This window comes from Microbacterium sp. XT11 (assembly GCF_001513675.1).
In the GTDB taxonomy this organism is placed as follows: domain Bacteria; phylum Actinomycetota; class Actinomycetes; order Actinomycetales; family Microbacteriaceae; genus Microbacterium.
On sequence record NZ_CP013859.1, the window covers coordinates 1,433,039 to 1,448,706 of the forward strand.

Sequence of the window (15,668 nt, forward strand, 5' to 3'; positions counted from 1 at the left end):
TGGGATCATGCACCTCGACGAGATCCGCCTCACCGGGCTCACCGTGTTCGGCCGCCACGGCGTCTACGATCACGAACGCGGGAACGGGCAGGAGTTCACCATCGACGTGACCCTGCGGATGCCGCTGCATCCGGCAGCCTCGTCCGACGACGTCGCCGACACCGTGCACTATGGAGAGCTCGCCGAGCGGATCGCCGAGATCGTCTCCGGCGACCCGGTCAACCTCATCGAGACCCTCGCCGAGCGCGTCGCCGACGCCGCGCTCGCCGACTCCCGCGTCCGCGAGGCGAGCGTCACGGTGCACAAGCCGCACGCCCCGATCCCGCTCACGTTCGCCGACGTCTCGGTGACCGTTCACCGCACGCGACAGGAGGTGCCGTTGTGAGCCGCAACCTGACCATCCCGCCGGACATCCCGCCCTCGACGACAGGACGAGAGGATGCCGTCGCCGTCGTCGCACTCGGTGCGAACCTCGGCGATCGCGAAGACACGATCCGCCGTGCCGCCGAGCGCATCGCGCGGCTGCCCCTCGTGAGCGACGTGCGGTTGTCACGCTTGATCGAGAGCGTCGCGATCAAGCTCGACGGGCCCGACCCCGACGCTCCCGTCTATGTGAACGCCGTGGCGCTCGTCACCACGCGCCTCGCGCCGGAGATCCTCCTCGGCATGCTCCACGCGATCGAGGCGGAGAACGGCCGCGAGCGACTGGAGAGGTGGGGCGACCGCACGCTCGACCTCGACCTCATCGCGTACGACGACGAAACCTCCGACGAGCCCCACCTGCAGCTGCCGCATCCGCGGGCGTCCGAGCGGCTGTTCGTCTTGGAGCCCTGGCTGGAGCTCGACCCCGACGCCGTGCTGCCAGGGCGGGGCAGGGTGGCCGACCTCGTCGCGCGGCTGCGCGCTGGGGGAGAGTGATGCGGCGCACATCTGCCGGACTCCTCGTCGTGCTGGCGCTGCTCGCGGGCGGCGCCGGCTTCCTCCTCGACCACGTGCGCACCGCCATGGGGCGGGCGACCTTCACCCCGTCGCTGTTCCTCCCGGTGCTCCTGGTCATCATCGGTGTGGCCTCGCTCGTGCTCGCCTGGCCGGTGCGGCGCAGCGTGCGCACCGGCATCCGCATCGACCCCTTCCGGGCGCTTCGCGCTGTCACGCTCGCGCGCGCGTCGAGCCTCCTCGGAGCCATCATGGCGGGCTTCGGCGCGGGTCTGCTGGCCTACCTGCTGTCGCGGCCGATCGATCCGCGGGTAGGGTCGACAGTGGCCTTGATCGCACTGATCGGCGGCGCGGTCGTGCTCGTGATCGCCGCGCTCGTGGCCGAACAGCTCTGCACCATCCCGAAGGATCCCGATGACTCAGAACCCCGAGACCCCTCCGCTGAACCAGGACCCTCGGAGTACGACGCAGGGCACTGACCCCGGCGTTCTGGACCGCGGCACCTACACCGCACTGCGCACGCCCCGCAGCGCCGCACGGCTCGAGCTCGACGGCGTGTGGCACCAGATCTCTCCGCGGTACGTCGTGTCGCAGATCGTGCAGAACCTCATCGTGATCGCGCTGGTCGTGATCGCCGCCCTCGTGCTGACGTTCGTGCTCGAGCAGCAGTGGGCGCTCATCCCGGCCGGCGTCGTCGTGCTCCTCACCCTCGCGACCCTCGTGGTCTTGCCGCGACAGGCGCGCGCGATCGGATACATGCTGCGCGACGACGACATCGTCTTCCGCAAGGGGATCCTGTGGCAGCGGATCATCGCGGTGCCGTACGGACGCATGCAGCTCGTCGACATCACGCAGGGCCCGCTCGACCGTGCCTTCTCGGTGTCGCAGCTCAAGCTGGTCACGGCTGCCGCGACCACGGGAGTGCAGATCCCCGGCCTCACCCCCGACGCCGCCGAGGCCCTGCGCGACACGCTCATCGAGGTCGCCGAGACCCGCCGGACCGGACTGTGAGCGAGCAGCCGCCCATCGCGTCCGCCCAGGCTCCTGCCGGTCAGCCGACGCTCGCCGACGGCGAGTGGCACCGGATGCACCCGCTGACGCCGCTCTTCAAGGGCGGCCTCGCCCTCATCGTCGTCGGCGGTCTGGTCTTCGCGAACCTGCGCGACCGCCTCATCGCCTGGGTGGTCGACCTCTTCGAGCCCGATGCGCACGACGACTACAACGGCGGAGATGCGGTCGACTGGGTCGTCGCGAACAACCTCGCGCTGGTCGTGCTGCTCGGCGTGCTCGCGCTCGTCGTGGTCCTCGTCGGCATCTTCTGGGTGGTCTGGCGCTTTCAGCAGTTCCGCATCACCGGCGATCACGTCGAGGTGCGCAAGGGCATCGTGTTCCGTTCGCACCGCCGAGCGCCTCTCGACCGGGTGCAGGGCGTCAACCTCACGCGTCCTTTCCCGGCGCGGCTCATCGGGCTGGCCAAGCTCGAAGTGGTCGGCGCGGGCAACGATGCGAACGTCGAGCTCGAGTACCTCGCCACGGCACGCGCGGAGTCGGTGCGCGCCGACATCCTGCGCCTGGCGTCCGGGGCGCGCGCGGCTCGCCAGGCGGCCGCATCCGGGACTCCGATGCCCGCCGGTGCGCCAGGATCGGTTCGCGCCCAGCTCTCGGGCGTCGTGGGCGACGGGGTCAACGGACTCATCGCGGGCGTCGACCTGGCCGATGTCGCGCCCGAGAGCGTGGTGAAGATCCCCGCGGGGCGGCTTATCGGCTCGCAGCTGATCTCGAGCGTGCTGTGGCTGGGCTTCTTCGGCGTGATCTTCCTCCTGGCGATGGGCGGCGTGCTCTTCGGAGCGATCGTCGACGATGCGCCGGTCGACGGCATCGTCGGACTCGGCGTGGGACTGGGCGTCGGCATCCCCCTCATCATCACGACCGTCGGAATCACGTGGGCGCGGATCTCCACGTCGCTGCGATACGCGATCGCGCCGACACCCGATGGCGTGCGCATCACGTACGGCCTGCTCACGACGGTCACCGAGACCCTTCCGCCTGGCCGCATCTTCGCCGTCGAAGTGTCGCAGTCGCTGCTGTGGCGCCCGTTCGGCTGGTGGACGATCAAGATCAACCGCATGAGCGGCAAGAGCGCGTCGCAGCAGCAGTCCGGCAACGCGCAGCAGTTCAACGTGGTGCTGCCGGTGGGGAAGCGGGCCGACGTCGAGCGCGTTCTCGCCCTGATCCTCCCCGACGCCCCTGCGTCGGACATCCCTCTGGTGTGGGAGCACGGGATCCTCGGGCCCGCAGCCGACGACCCCTATCGCACGATGCCCGCACGCGCGTGGTGGCGTCGGCCGCTGTCGTGGAAGCGGCACGGTTACGCCGTCACGGATTTCGGCGTGCTGCTGCGTCGCGGAACGGTATGGCGCAAGCTCGCCGTCTTCCCTCTGGCGCGGATGCAGGGCGTCTCGCTCGCGCAGGGACCGATCGACCGCGCGCAGCGCGTGTCGGGCGCCCAGGTGCACTCGGTGCAAGGTCCGATCACCGGCGTGCTCTCCGGCCTCGAACGTGCCGATGCGCTGCACCTTCTCGACGAGGTCAGCCGGGCGGCGGTGCGCGCAGCCGCACTCGACCAGTCCCACCGCTGGGGGGAGCACGCGACACCCGCCCCGTCGGCGGATGCTGCGAGCCCCGAGCCCGCGTTCGTCGCACCGCCGGTGCCGCCGCTCGCGGTCCCGCCGGTGCAAGCCCCGGTGCCGCCGGCGGCGCAGCCTGTGTCCCCTGTGCCTCCGGTGCAGGCGCCGATGCCTCCGATGCAGCCTCCGCTGCCTCCGGTGCCGCCGGTGCCCCCGGTGCAGCCTCCGGCGCAGCCGGGCGCGGGAGAGGCTCGATGAGCGATCCGCTGCGGCGCGATGGGCGGTTGGGGGTGGGCATCATCGGCGCAGGCCGGGTCGGACCGGTGATCGGCGCGGCGCTGGCCGGAGCCGGGCACGCCATCACCGGGATCACGAGCGGCTCCGACGATGACCGCGCGTCGGCGGTCCTTCCCGATGTGCCCGTGCTGGAGCCGCTCGACGTGGTGCGGCGCAGCGAGCTCGTCGTGCTCGCCGTGCCCCACGACCAACTCCCCGACCTGGTCGCCGGGATCGCCGAGCTCGGCGGATGGCAGCTCGGTCAGCTCGTTCTCCACACCGACCCGGCATACGGCGTCGAGGTGCTGCGTCCGGCTGCCGAGCGCGGAGCCATCCCGCTCGCCGTGCACCCCGCGATCGCTTTCACGGGTACCTCGATCGATCTCCGCCAGCTTCAGGCGGGATACGCGGCCGTGACGGCGCCGCCCGCAGTGCTGCCGATCGCTCAGGCGATCGCCGTCGAGATCGGCTGCGAACCCGTCGTGATCGCCGAGGACGACCGCACCGCGTACGCCGATGCGATCGAGACTGTCACCGAGTTCTCCCGCTCGCTCATCGCGCAGTCGACGGGACGCCTCAGAGGCATCGGCGTCGAGAATCCGGGCGGGTACCTGTCTGCGCTCGTGCAGTCGACGGTCGAGCGTGCGCTGCGCGACGCCTCGGACCCGTCGCCGCTCGGCTGAGGCGCGGCTCACACGCGCCGCGCGGGGCGCGGACAGCCGGCGCCAGGCCCTGCGGGGGTGCCCGCAGGGGCGGGTGCGGCGCCTCGGTAAACTGGGAGAGACTTCCAAGGAGCCCCGAATGACTGACGCGTCCGCCGCGCCCGAGCAGAACCCCCAGATCGCCGACGAAGACGTGCACGAGCAGAAGGCCGTCCGCCTGGCCAAGCGCGAGCGCCTCATCGCGAAGCGCGCGGATGCCGGAGGGGGTGCGTTCCCGGTGGGCGTGCCGATCACGCACACGATCCCCGCGCTCCGGGCCGAGTACGGCGACCTGGAAGCCGGCGCCGAGACCGGCGTCGTCGTGGGCGTCGCCGGCCGCGTGGTGTTCAGCCGGAACACCGGCAAGCTCTGCTTCGCCACGCTGCAGGCGGGCGACGGCTCGCGCATCCAGGCGATGATCTCCCTCGCGAACGTCGGCGAGCAGTCGCTCGCGGACTGGAAGGAGTACGTCGACCTCGGCGACCACGTGTTCGTGCACGGCGAGGTGATCTCCAGCCGCCGCGGCGAGTTGTCGATCATGGCCGACGAGTGGACCATCGCGTCGAAGGCGATCCTGCCGCTGCCCAACGCCTACGCCGAGCTCAGCGAAGAGAGCCGGGTGCGCAGCAGGTACCTCGACCTCATCGTGCGCGAGCAGGCCAGGACCACCGTGCGCGCTCGCGCGACGGTGAACGCGAGCCTGCGCGCGACGTTCGCCAGCCACGGCTACCTCGAGGTCGAGACGCCCATGCTGCAGGTGCAGCACGGTGGAGCATCCGCCCGGCCGTTCGTCACGCACTCCAACGCCTTCGACACCGAGCTGTACCTCCGCATCGCCCCGGAGCTCTACCTCAAGCGCGCGGTCGTCGGCGGCATCGAGCGGGTGTTCGAGATCAACCGCAACTTCCGCAACGAGGGAGCCGACTCCACGCACAGCCCGGAGTTCGCGATGCTCGAGGCGTATCAGGCATACGGCGACTACAACCAGATGGCCGCGCTCACGCAGGAGCTCGTGCAGCAGGCGGCCATCGCGGTCTCCGGTTCGACCTCTGTCACCTGGGCGGACGGCACCGAATACGACCTCGGCGGTGAGTGGGACCGCATCTCGATGTACGAGTCGCTGTCCGCGGCCTCCGGGCGAACGATCACACCGCAGGACCCGGTCGAGGATCTCATCGCGTTCGCGGAGGAGAACGGCGTCGACCTTCCACCGCAGGCCACGCACGGAAAGCTCGTCGAAGAGCTCTGGGAGCACTTCGTGAAGGGCGACCTCGTGCGTCCCACCTTCGTCATGGACTTCCCTGTCGACACGTCGCCGCTCGTCCGCGAGCACCGTTCGATCGACGGCGTCGTGGAGAAGTGGGATCTGTACATCCGCGGATTCGAGCTGGCGACCGGATACTCGGAGCTCGTCGACCCCGTGATCCAGCGTGAACGTTTCGTCGAGCAGGCCAAGCTCGCAGCCAGAGGCGACGTCGAGGCGATGCCGATCGACGAGGAGTTCCTGCGCGCCCTCGAGCACGGCATGCCGCCGTCGGGAGGCATGGGCATGGGCATCGACCGGCTGTTGATGGCCATCACCGGCCTCGGCATCCGCGAGACGATCCTCTTCCCCCTGGTGAAGTAGACGCGCTCCGCCGTCGGCGGCGAGGTGCCACTCTGCTGCCGTCGTCACGCGGCGGCGCCTCGGTGGAACGCCCACTCGGGCAGCATCGCGGCGTCGATCATCGTCCGGAGCAGGGCGGCGAGACCGTAGCGGGGATCGATCTCCGCCACGAGATCGAGATAGTACGCGGCATGCGACGCGCGACCCAGAGCCCAGGAGAGCCACGCCGCCACGGTGAGCGCTCCAGGACGCGAAGGGCGGGGAGCGCGCGCCGCGACCGCCCTCGCGAGTCGCAGAGCGCGTCTCAACCGGTCGGCGTCGGGTGCGGGTCCGCGACCGAGGAACAGCTCGCCGAGGTCTTCGGGGATGCTGGTGCCGTCGTCGGCGAACGCCAGCTGCGCGGCGAGCGTGCGCGCGCCTCCCACGCGATCGCTGGCCCACTGGGTGAGCGCGACGTCACGCAAGAGGGGGCGGTCGAGGCACCAGAGGAGCGCGGCCGCCGCGAAAGGCGGCGGCGCGTCGGGGTCGTCGAGAAGCGCCTCGAACAGCTCGGTGACGTCGTCGAGCAGCAGGAGCGCGGCGAGAGCCTGCGGATTCTCGCGGGCGGTGAGCCGCACGTCGTCGCCGCGGTCGAGGAGGCCCGAGATGTCGCGCAGGGCACGCCCCACGCGCTCCTTCTCCGCGAGGTCGGCGGTCGGCAGCGCGGCGCCGGAGAGCTGATCGCCCGAGACATCGGCACCGCCCGGCACCTCCGGCGGCGGGACCTCGTCGAACGGAACGAGCTGGGGATCGTCGTGCAGATAGCTCGCCCAGCCGGCGGGGGTCACGCACAGCGCGTCGACGATGCGGAGGTCCCGCTCGTCGGCGCAGGCGAGCAGATCGTCGACCTGGGGTGCGAACGGCAGCAGCAGCCCGTCGTGGGTGCTCAGCGGCTCGTCGTCGACGTAGGCGACGACGGCGACGGCATCCGTGCCGTCGACCCGCGTGACGAGGTCGATCGCGGCATCCGCGTATCCCTCGGGATCGACGTGGTCCGCAGGAAGATCGAGGCGGAGCGCGCCATGCGTCCGCGAACCGCGGAACGGCAGCAGCAGGATGCTGCGGCGGGGCGTGAACCCGGCGAGTGAGGGGACGATGCGCAGGAAGTCCGCAGAATCCGCGGCTCGGAGAACTGTGGTCATGACGCGAGTGTCGGCCATGGCGGGCACCGCGCGGGGGCGTTCCACAGGGTTCGGGCGGGGAATCCTGAAGGTCGTCCGATGTGGAGGAGAAGTGCCTCGCGTACGATGGTGTCATGGAGAACTTCTGGCTCGCCGCGGCATGGTCGATCCTTCCGACCATCGGCGTGAGCGTCGTGTTCTTCTTCGTGCTGCGCGGCATCCTCCGCTTCGACCGCACGGAGCGCAAGGTGCACGCCCGGATCGAGGCGGAGGAGCGCGCGGCTCGCGGGCTCCCGCCCCGCTCCTGAGCAGCGTCGGAGGCATCCGCTACCGTAAGCGTGAGCGCCCGCCGCGATGAACGGTGTCGCGGTGCGGGTGCGCGCAGAGAGGACGGGGGATGATCCCAGACGGCTGGGGCTGGTGGCTCGCTGCCTTCCTGCTCGTCCTCGACCTCGCCATCCGTGCGACGGCGATCATCGTCGTGCCGCGCAATCGCCGACCAACGGCGGCCATGGCCTGGCTGCTGGCGATCTTCTTCATCCCGTTCCTCGGGGTCTTCCTCTTCCTGCTCATCGGCAATCCGCGACTTCCGCGAGCCCGCCGCCGCAAGCAGGCGCAGATCAACGCGTACATCGCGGAGACCAGCGAGAACCTGCACTTCGGCACGCTCCGGCCAGACCCGCCGAGCTGGCTCCCGCCTCTCGTCGACATGAACCACCAGCTCGGCGCGCTGCCGATCTCGGGCGACAACGGCGCCCACCTCATCTCCGACTACCACGAGTCGCTCGATGCGATGGCCGATGAGATACGCACGGCCACCGAGTACGTGCACGTCGAGTTCTACATCCTTCAATCCGACGACTCGACGGACAACTTCTTCCGGGCGCTCGAAGAGGTCGCGGCGCGTGGCGTCAAGGTGCGCGTGCTCCTCGACCACTGGGCCAACCGGTGGAAACCCCGCTACCGGGCGACGATCCGCCGCCTGAACGCGATGGGTGCGGACTGGCATCTCATGCTCCCCGTCCAGCCGCTCAAGGGCAAGATGCAGCGGCCCGATCTCCGCAACCACCGCAAGCTGCTCGTCGTCGACGGACGGGTGGCCTTCCTCGGCTCGCAGAACATCACCGACTCGACGTACAACCTCCCGAAGAACATCCGTCGCGGGCTGCACTGGGTCGACCTCATGGTGCGCATCGACGGCCCCGTCGTGCTCAGCGTGAACGCGATCTTCGTCGCCGATTGGTACAGCGAGACCGATGTCGTGCTCGAAGGCATCGACATCACCAGCGCCGAACCGGGCAGCGGCGACCTCGACTGCCAGGTCGTGCCGTCCGGACCCGGCTTCGAAGTCGAGAACAACCTCCGGCTCTTCCTCGGTCTGCTCTACGCGGCCAAAGAGAAGATCATGATCGTGAGCCCCTACTTCGTGCCGGACGAGGCCCTCCTGCTCGCCGTCACCGCGGCAGTCGACCGGGGCGTGGCCGTCGAGCTCTTCGTGTCGGAGGAGGGCGACCAGGCCATGGTCTATCACGCGCAGCGCAGCTACTACGAAGCGCTGCTCAAGGCCGGGGTGCGCATCTGGATGTACCGCAAGCCCTACATCCTGCACACGAAGAGCCTCACCATCGACGACGAGGTCGCCGTAATCGGCTCGAGCAACATGGACATGAGATCGTTCGGCCTCAACCTCGAGGTGTCGATGCTCGTGCGGGGCGAGGAGTTCGTCGCTGAGATGCGCGTGGTCGAAGACCAGTACCGGTCCCTCAGCCGTGAGCTCACCCTCGAGGAGTGGATGCAGCAGCCGCTCCGCTCCACGGTGCTCGACAACCTCGCCCGGCTCACGTCCGCGCTGCAGTGAGCGTGCGCGGCCCCCGCTCCCGTTCTCGCCCGCGCCTCGGTAGCGTTGTCGCATGACCTCCGCCACGCGTGCCGTCGCCGCCCTGTCCGCTCTCGCCGCGCTGCTCCTCGCCACCGGATGCACGGCAGCACCGGGATCGACGGCGCCGACGAGCTCGCCGCGGTCCACCCCGAACGAACAGGTCGGCGGCGACGGGACCGATGACTCCGACGATCTCGAAGGCGCGATCCTCGACGACGGGCGCATGTTCGCCGTCGTCACGTGGGGATCGTCCTCGTGCGTCCCTGCCGTCGAGGAGGTCGCCGCCGAGGGACAGAAGGTTCGCGTGACGCTGATGGATGCCGCGACCGACCAGGTGTGCACGGCCGACTTCGCGCCGCGCGCGAGCATCGGCGCGCTGCCGGAGGGCGTGGATCCGACGCAGGACGTCACTCTCGAGGTCGCCTACGGAGACATCTCCGACGACGTCGATCTCGACGGGGATGCCGCGAACTCCGGCGCCCCCGGCTCGTCGACCGAGTACCTGCCGTCGGCGGGGTGGGTCGACGACGGCTTGCTCGTGCTCCTCACCTGGGGCTCGTCCGGATGCCCGCCGATCGTCGAGTCGGTCGAGGGTTCGGGCGATGCGGGGACGGCGACCTTCGCCACCGACGATGACCGCATGTGCACGATGGACATGGCACCGCGGGCGACGCTGCTGAGCTTCGACGATGAAGCCGTCTCGGACGATGCCTTCACCCTGACCCTCGTCGGCGGCGGGCTCGACGGCACCGTCACGGTCCGGGGCTGACGCTTCCGCCCGCCCCGCCGCACCCCGGCTGACGGATCGCGTCAGATCGAGTGCACGGGGTGACCGGCCGGCAGAGCGAGAAGGAGAGCCCCAGGGTCGACACGGCACGTCATGCGCACCGCCTCGCCGAACTCGTCACCGTCGAGCTCGACCGGGATGGGTGCCGCTGCGGCCGCTTCGGCGACGAGGCCGCGGAAATAGTGCACCGAGGCGTCCTTGCCTCGTCGCTGGAGCACGCGACGCCCCGCGCGGAAGCGCCGCAGCACCGAGTTGTCCCACCAGATCTTGCGCCACACGCCCAGCCAGCCGAACGCGCCGCTCGGCTGGATCACCGCGACGTCGAGCATCCCATCGGCGATCGACGCATCGGGGATGAGCGAGATGCCGGCCGGGAGCGTTCCGCAGTTGGCGAAGAGGATGCTCTGCACCTTCGTCGTGTGCAGGCGTCCGTCGTCGATCTGGAACACCGAGCGGAACGGCTTCGCGGTGGCGAGGGAACGCGCGGCGCCGTCGACATAGGCGATCCACCCCACCGACTTCTTCAGATCGGGCCGGGTGTTCGCGATCATGTCGGCATCCAGGCCGATGCCCGCAAGCACGACGAAGGCGTGCTCCGACTGGGAGCCGTCTGCCCGGGTGAGGTGCGCCCAGCCTAGGTCGATCGCGTGCCGGAAGTCGCCGAGCGCGGCGCGCACCATCTCGGCGGGATCGCCCAGCGTGAGGCCGAGGTTGCGCGCCAGGAGGTTGCCGGTGCCGCTGGGCAGGATCGCGAGCGGCACCCCGGTGTTCGCCATCGCCTCGGCGACCGCCCGCACGGTGCCGTCCCCGCCTGCGACGAGCACGACATCCACGCCGCGGGCGATGGCCTCGGCCGTCGCGCCCTGACCGGCGTCGTCGACGGTGGTCTTGTAGAAGGCCGGATGCTCCCACCCCGCCTCCGCCGACAGCTCGCGGACCGTGGCGCGCAGCCGCCGTTCGTCGACCTTGATCGGGTTGTAGACGAGCGCCGCCTGGCGTCGGGCCGGGGCGCGCTTCGTCATGGCGCTACTCTAATCCGCGCTCGCCGAGGGGCCGATCCGGGCACCGTAGACTTGGTGGATGATCGACCTCGCCCTGCTCCGCGACAACCCCGAGATCGTCCGCCGCTCCCAGGCCGCCCGCGGCAACGATCAGACCACCGTCGACGATGCGCTCGAGGCAGACCGATCGCGCAGGGCTGCGCTCGCCGCTTTCGAGGAGCTGCGTGCCGAGCAGAACGCCTTCGGCAAGAAGGTCGCGCAGGCTCCGAAGGACGAGAAGGCCGCGCTGGTGGCGCAGGCGAAAGACCTGGCCGAGCGCGTCAAGCAGGCCCAGCAGGCCGCGAACGAGGCGGCCGAGGCTGCGACGGCGGCGATGGCACGTATCGAGAACATCGTGATCGACGGGGTGCCCGCCGGCGGCGAGGCCGACTTCGTTGAGCTCCGCCGCGTCGGCGAGATCCCGGCGTTCGACTTCGAGCCGCGCGACCACCTCGAACTGGGGGAGATGCTCGGCGCCATCGACATGGAGCGCGGGGCCAAGGTCTCCGGCGCCCGCTTCTACTTCCTCCGCGGCGTCGGTGCGCGCCTGGAGATCGCGCTGATGAACCTCGCTCTCGACAAGGCGTTGCAGAACGGGTTCGAGCCGCTCATCACGCCCACGCTCGTGCGCCCCGAGATCATGCAGGGCACGGGCTTCCTCGGCGAGCACGCCGACGAGGTCTACCACCTCGACAAGGACGACGATCTGTACCTCGTCGGCACGAGCGAGGTCGCGCTCGCCGGCTTCCACAAGGACGAGATCCTCGATCTGTCGACCGGAGCCCTGCGCTACGCCGGCTGGTCGACGTGCTACCGCCGAGAGGCGGGTTCGCACGGCAAGGACACGCGCGGCATCATCCGCGTGCACCAGTTCAACAAGCTCGAGATGTTCGTGTACACGACCCCCGACGACGCCGAAGCCGAGCACCTGCGTCTGGTGGCTCTGCAGGAGGAGATGCTGAGCTCTCTCGGCCTCGCCTACCGTGTGATCGACGTGGCCGCGGGAGACCTCGGTTCGAGCGCCGCCCGCAAGTACGACATCGAGGCGTGGGTGCCGACGCAGGGCGCCTTCCGAGAGCTCACCTCGACGTCGAACTGCACCACGTTCCAGGCCCGCCGGCTCGACGTGCGGTACCGTCCGGCGGACGCCGCGGGTTCGACGTCGAAGACGCAGCCGGTCGCCACCCTCAACGGCACGCTCGCCACCACGCGGTGGATCGTCGCACTCCTCGAGACGCATCAGCAGGCTGACGGCTCGGTGCGTGTGCCCGAGGTGCTGCGGCCGTACCTCGGCGGCCTCGAGGTGCTGGAGCCGGTGCGCCCGCTTGCGCAGGGAGCGAAGTGACCGCTCCCTGGCTCATCGGTCTCGACGTCGACGGAACGATCCTGCTGCAGGACGAGACCATGAGCCCTGGCGTGCCCGAGGCTGTGGCGAGGGTCAGAGACGCCGGCCACGTCGTCACGATCGCGACCGGTCGCAGCTGGATGGCGACCCGGCGGTATGTGGAGGAGCTCGGGCTCTCGGCCGAATACGTCGTGTGCTCGAACGGCGCCGTCACGATGCGGCGCGACGGCGACGAGTGGGAGCGCTGGAACGTCGAGACCTTCGATCCGTCACCGGTGCTCGAGCTGCTGCGCGATCGGCTCCCGGATGCGCGGTACATGGTGGAGTTGGCGTCGGGTCAGCGTCTGTACACCCAGCAGCTCGACGACTGGACGCTCGACGGCGGCCGGCAGGTCGGCTTCGATGAGCTCTCGGACGCTCCGGTGTCGCGCATCGTCGTCGTCTCTCCCGGGCACGACGAGGAGGACTTCCACCGGCTGGTGGCGGATGCCGGCCTGAACGAGGTGTCGTACGCGATCGGTTGGACCGCGTGGCTGGACATCGCACCGCAGGGGGTCGACAAGGGGACGGCGCTGGAGCTCGTCCGCGCCCGTCTCGGCATCCCGGGCGACCGTGTGCTCGTCGCCGGAGACGGCCGCAACGACATCGGCATGTTCGGGTGGGCTCGGGTTCACGGCGGCCGCGCCGTAGCGATGGGGCAGGCACCCGACGAGGTGAAGGACGCGGCGGGGGAGATCACCGCCGACGTCGTGGACGGCGGGCTCGCACGCGCCCTCGACACTCTTCCAGCGCGCGCCCAGGTCAGCGCGACAGAATAGAACTCGGCTAGACTCACGGCTTGTCGGCGGATTCGTCCGTCGGGAGGGTTGTCCGAGCGGCCGATGGAGCTGGTCTTGAAAACCAGTGGGCAGAGATGTCTCGTGGGTTCGAATCCCACACCCTCCGCAAGAAGGCCCGCATCCTCTGCATGTGGCTGAAGTGATCCCGAAAGGCCCCGAGTGAGTCCCCACACCCGACGCCGTCGAACCATCGCACGTCACGGTCAGCTGCGCACTCCCCGTGCGGTCAGCCAGCTGCTGAGCTTCATCGGCATCGGCCTGGCGGTGCTGCTGGTGAGCGGGGCGAGCGTCGGCGCCTACATCTTCTACGATCTCGCCAGCACGGCGAGCGCGAACGCCGTGGCGATCGACGGTCAGGAGTCGATCCCGCCGGACATCGGCGAGTACAAGGGCGGATTCAACCTCGTGCTCACGGGCGTCGACACCTGCGAGGACTCGTACAAGCAGTACTTCGGCGACCGCTGCACGGGCAAGGACTCCGAGGGCACGCTCAACGACGTGAACCTCCTCGTGCACGTGTCGGACGAGCCGCGTCGTGTGACGGTCGTGAGCTTCCCGCGCGACCTCATGCTGCCCATCCCGGAGTGCGAGGACGAAGAGGGCCGCACGCATTCGGCGATGAGCAAGCAGCCCCTCAACGTCGCCTACACCGACGGCGGTCTCAACTGCGTCGTGCGCACGATCTCCAAGCTCACCGGGCAGGACGTGCAGTTCGCGGCATCCGTGACCTTCGGCGGCGTGATCGAGATCACCAACGCCATCGGCGGCGTGGAGGTGTGCCTGGCGAACCCCATCAAGGACCGCTACACGAGCCTCGACCTGACCGCGGGCACCCACACCCTGCAGGGCCTCGAGGCGCTGCAGTTCCTCCGCACCCGCCATGGCGTCGGCGACGGCAGCGACCTCGGCCGCATCGGCAACCAGCAGCAGTACATGTCGAACCTGGCCAAGAAGCTCATCAGCTCCGACACGCTCAGCAACGTGCCGCTGATGCTGAACCTGGCCACCACGGCGGTGAAGAACCTGGAGCCGAGCGAGTCGCTGGCCGACCCGACCAAGATCGTCCAGATCGCGCTCGCGGTGAAGTCCGTGAAGTTCGAGGACATCGTGTTCCTGCAGTATCCGACCCTGACCGACCCGGACAACCCCAACAAGGTCGTGCCGGACAAGCAGGCCGCGACCGCCATGTGGGACGCGATCAACGCGAACGCGCAGCTGCAGGTGACGCACGAGAACACCGAGAACGACGGCGTGATCGTCACGGATCCCGGACCCACCCTTGACCCGGCGACGCCCACCGATCCGGCGACGCCCGATCCGAGCGCGACGCCGAGCGACGTGGTGCAGCTGCCGAACACCATCAAGGGGACCTCGGCGGCCCAGACGACGTGCTCGAACGGCAACGTGCGCTGATCACGCAAGTCTTGCGCAAGTCCTTGCGTAAGCTGGGGCCATGTCGAAGCGTCTGGCGGAGGTGGCACGCAAGGTCGGCGTGAGCGAGGCGACCGTCAGCCGCGTGCTCAACGACAAGCCGGGGGTCTCAGACGCGACGCGCCAGGCCGTGCTCACCGCGCTGGATGTGCTCGGCTACGAGCGGCCGACGAAGCTGCGCGGCGAGCGTGCGCGCCTGGTCGGACTCGTGCTCCCGGAGCTGCAGAACCCCATCTTCCCCGCGTTCGCGGAGATCGTCGGCGGAGCGCTCACGCAGAACGGGTACACGCCGCTGCTGTGCACGCAGAACGCGGGCGGGGTAACCGAGTCGGACTACGTCGACCTGCTGCTCTCGCAGCAGGTGTCCGGCGTGATCTTCCTCGGCGGCAACTACACGCAGGCGGATGCCGCGCACGACCACTACGAGCGGCTGCGCCAGGTGAACCTCCCGACCGTGCTGGTCAACGCACGCGTGCCGGAGCTGCGGTTCGCGACCGTGTCGACGGATGACGCGGCTGCCGCGGAGCAGGCGGTGCGGCACGTGCATCAGCTGGGTCACCGCCGCATCGGGATGCTTCTCGGGCCCGAGGACCACGTCCCCTCGCAGCGCAAGCTCGAGGCCGCGCGGCGTCTTCTGGAGCACCTCGGCGAGCCGCTCTCCGACGATCTCGTCGTGCGTGGCCTCTACTCCCTCGAGTCGGGGCAGGCGGGAGCCGCCCGTCTGTTCGCGGCGGGGGCGACGGCCATCGTCTGCGCGAGCGACCCGATGGCGCTCGGGGCAGTCCGTGCCGCGCGCCGCGCGGGCCTTCGGGTGCCGGGAGACGTGAGCGTCGTGGGTTTCGACGACTCGGCCCTCATGAGCTGCACGGAGCCTCCGCTGACCACGGTGCGCCAGCCGATCGAGGCGATGGGGCGTGCGGTGATCGAGCTGCTCCTGGCCCAGATCGCGGGCACGGTGCACGCGGGCGACGAGCTCCTATTCGAGCCCGAGCTGGTGCTGCGCGCATCGACGGGGCCGCTGCCGGCCTGAGCGCTGTGGCG

General features: G+C 69.9%; 16 protein-coding genes and 1 tRNA gene. 15 read left to right on the forward strand and 2 right to left on the reverse strand.

Translation table 11 applies throughout. From position 1 onward, the window contains the following. The first annotated feature begins 7 nt into the window (after positions 1 to 7). The 7 genes from folB to lysS all read left to right on the forward strand — a co-directional run bounded on the left by folB (position 8) and on the right by lysS (position 6,167). The gene (gene folB, locus AB663_RS06605) at positions 8 to 385 is read left to right on the forward strand and encodes a dihydroneopterin aldolase (RefSeq protein WP_067197030.1); all 378 of its coding nucleotides are present in this window, start codon (positions 8 to 10) and stop codon (positions 383 to 385) included. Next, complete coding sequence (folK, locus tag AB663_RS06610; protein ID WP_067197033.1) at positions 382 to 918, forward strand: 2-amino-4-hydroxy-6-hydroxymethyldihydropteridine diphosphokinase; 537 nt, start codon at positions 382 to 384, stop codon at positions 916 to 918. The genes folB and folK overlap by 4 nt, the downstream gene beginning before the upstream one ends. Beyond that, positions 918 to 1,415 carry a DUF3180 domain-containing protein gene (locus AB663_RS06615; RefSeq protein ID WP_067197036.1) on the forward strand — a complete coding sequence of 166 codons (498 nt, stop codon included), beginning with the start codon at positions 918 to 920 and terminating at the stop codon, positions 1,413 to 1,415. The genes folK and AB663_RS06615 overlap by 1 nt, the downstream gene beginning before the upstream one ends. Beyond that, complete coding sequence (locus tag AB663_RS06620) at positions 1,351 to 1,947, forward strand: PH domain-containing protein (protein WP_067197040.1); 597 nt, start codon at positions 1,351 to 1,353, stop codon at positions 1,945 to 1,947. The genes AB663_RS06615 and AB663_RS06620 overlap by 65 nt, the downstream gene beginning before the upstream one ends. Next, positions 1,944 to 3,821 (forward strand): PH domain-containing protein, encoded by a 1,878-nt coding sequence (locus AB663_RS06625; RefSeq protein ID WP_083511143.1) that lies wholly within the window; start codon positions 1,944 to 1,946, stop codon positions 3,819 to 3,821. Before AB663_RS06620 ends, AB663_RS06625 begins: the two co-directional genes overlap by 4 nt. Then, entirely contained in the window at positions 3,818 to 4,522 is a 705-nt protein-coding gene (locus tag AB663_RS06630) for a DUF2520 domain-containing protein (RefSeq protein ID WP_067197043.1), read from the forward strand. The genes AB663_RS06625 and AB663_RS06630 overlap by 4 nt, the downstream gene beginning before the upstream one ends. Before the next feature lie 118 nt (positions 4,523 to 4,640). Further along, entirely contained in the window at positions 4,641 to 6,167 is a 1,527-nt protein-coding gene (gene lysS / locus AB663_RS06635; RefSeq protein ID WP_067197045.1) for a lysine--tRNA ligase, read from the forward strand. A 44-nt stretch (positions 6,168 to 6,211) separates the two neighbouring features. On the opposite strand, the gene AB663_RS06640 is transcribed toward lysS, so the two are convergent. Beyond that, complete coding sequence (locus tag AB663_RS06640; RefSeq protein WP_067202310.1) at positions 6,212 to 7,327, reverse strand: DUF4192 family protein; 1,116 nt, start codon at positions 7,325 to 7,327, stop codon at positions 6,212 to 6,214. Positions 7,328 to 7,440: 113 nt separating this feature from the next. On the opposite strand from AB663_RS06640, the gene AB663_RS17360 reads away from it, so the two are divergent. From AB663_RS17360 to AB663_RS06650, 3 genes are all read left to right on the forward strand, one after another. After that, positions 7,441 to 7,614, forward strand: coding sequence for a hypothetical protein (locus tag AB663_RS17360; protein ID WP_176697141.1), 174 nt, complete (start codon positions 7,441 to 7,443; stop codon positions 7,612 to 7,614). Between the two features lie 89 nt (positions 7,615 to 7,703). Next, positions 7,704 to 9,164: a cardiolipin synthase gene (cls, locus tag AB663_RS06645; protein WP_067197048.1), complete on the forward strand. Its 1,461-nt coding sequence runs from the start codon at positions 7,704 to 7,706 to the stop codon at positions 9,162 to 9,164. A gap of 52 nt (positions 9,165 to 9,216) precedes the next feature. After that, positions 9,217 to 9,954 (forward strand): hypothetical protein, encoded by a 738-nt coding sequence (locus tag AB663_RS06650; RefSeq protein WP_067197051.1) that lies wholly within the window; start codon positions 9,217 to 9,219, stop codon positions 9,952 to 9,954. A 41-nt stretch (positions 9,955 to 9,995) separates the two neighbouring features. On the opposite strand, the gene AB663_RS06655 is transcribed toward AB663_RS06650, so the two are convergent. Beyond that, positions 9,996 to 10,994 (reverse strand): diacylglycerol/lipid kinase family protein, encoded by a 999-nt coding sequence (locus AB663_RS06655; RefSeq protein ID WP_067197054.1) that lies wholly within the window; start codon positions 10,992 to 10,994, stop codon positions 9,996 to 9,998. 58 nt (positions 10,995 to 11,052) lie between these two features. Between AB663_RS06655 and serS the strand changes: the two genes are divergently transcribed. The 5 genes from serS (at position 11,053) to AB663_RS06680 (ending at position 15,657) form a co-directional block, all read left to right on the forward strand. Continuing rightward, positions 11,053 to 12,357, forward strand: a complete 1,305-nt coding sequence (serS, locus tag AB663_RS06660; protein ID WP_067197058.1) for a serine--tRNA ligase — start codon at positions 11,053 to 11,055, stop codon at positions 12,355 to 12,357. Further along, on the forward strand, positions 12,354 to 13,175 hold the full coding sequence (locus tag AB663_RS06665; RefSeq protein WP_067197061.1) for an HAD family hydrolase: 822 nt from the start codon (positions 12,354 to 12,356) through the stop codon (positions 13,173 to 13,175). The genes serS and AB663_RS06665 overlap by 4 nt, the downstream gene beginning before the upstream one ends. 42 nt (positions 13,176 to 13,217) lie before the next feature. Continuing rightward, positions 13,218 to 13,302 (forward strand) — tRNA-Ser (locus AB663_RS06670). A 53-nt stretch (positions 13,303 to 13,355) separates the two neighbouring features. Beyond that, the gene (locus AB663_RS06675; protein WP_067197063.1) at positions 13,356 to 14,609 is read left to right on the forward strand and encodes an LCP family glycopolymer transferase; all 1,254 of its coding nucleotides are present in this window, start codon (positions 13,356 to 13,358) and stop codon (positions 14,607 to 14,609) included. Between the two features lie 40 nt (positions 14,610 to 14,649). Next, entirely contained in the window at positions 14,650 to 15,657 is a 1,008-nt protein-coding gene (locus AB663_RS06680) for a LacI family DNA-binding transcriptional regulator (protein WP_067197066.1), read from the forward strand. Positions 15,658 to 15,668: the final 11 nt, after the last annotated feature.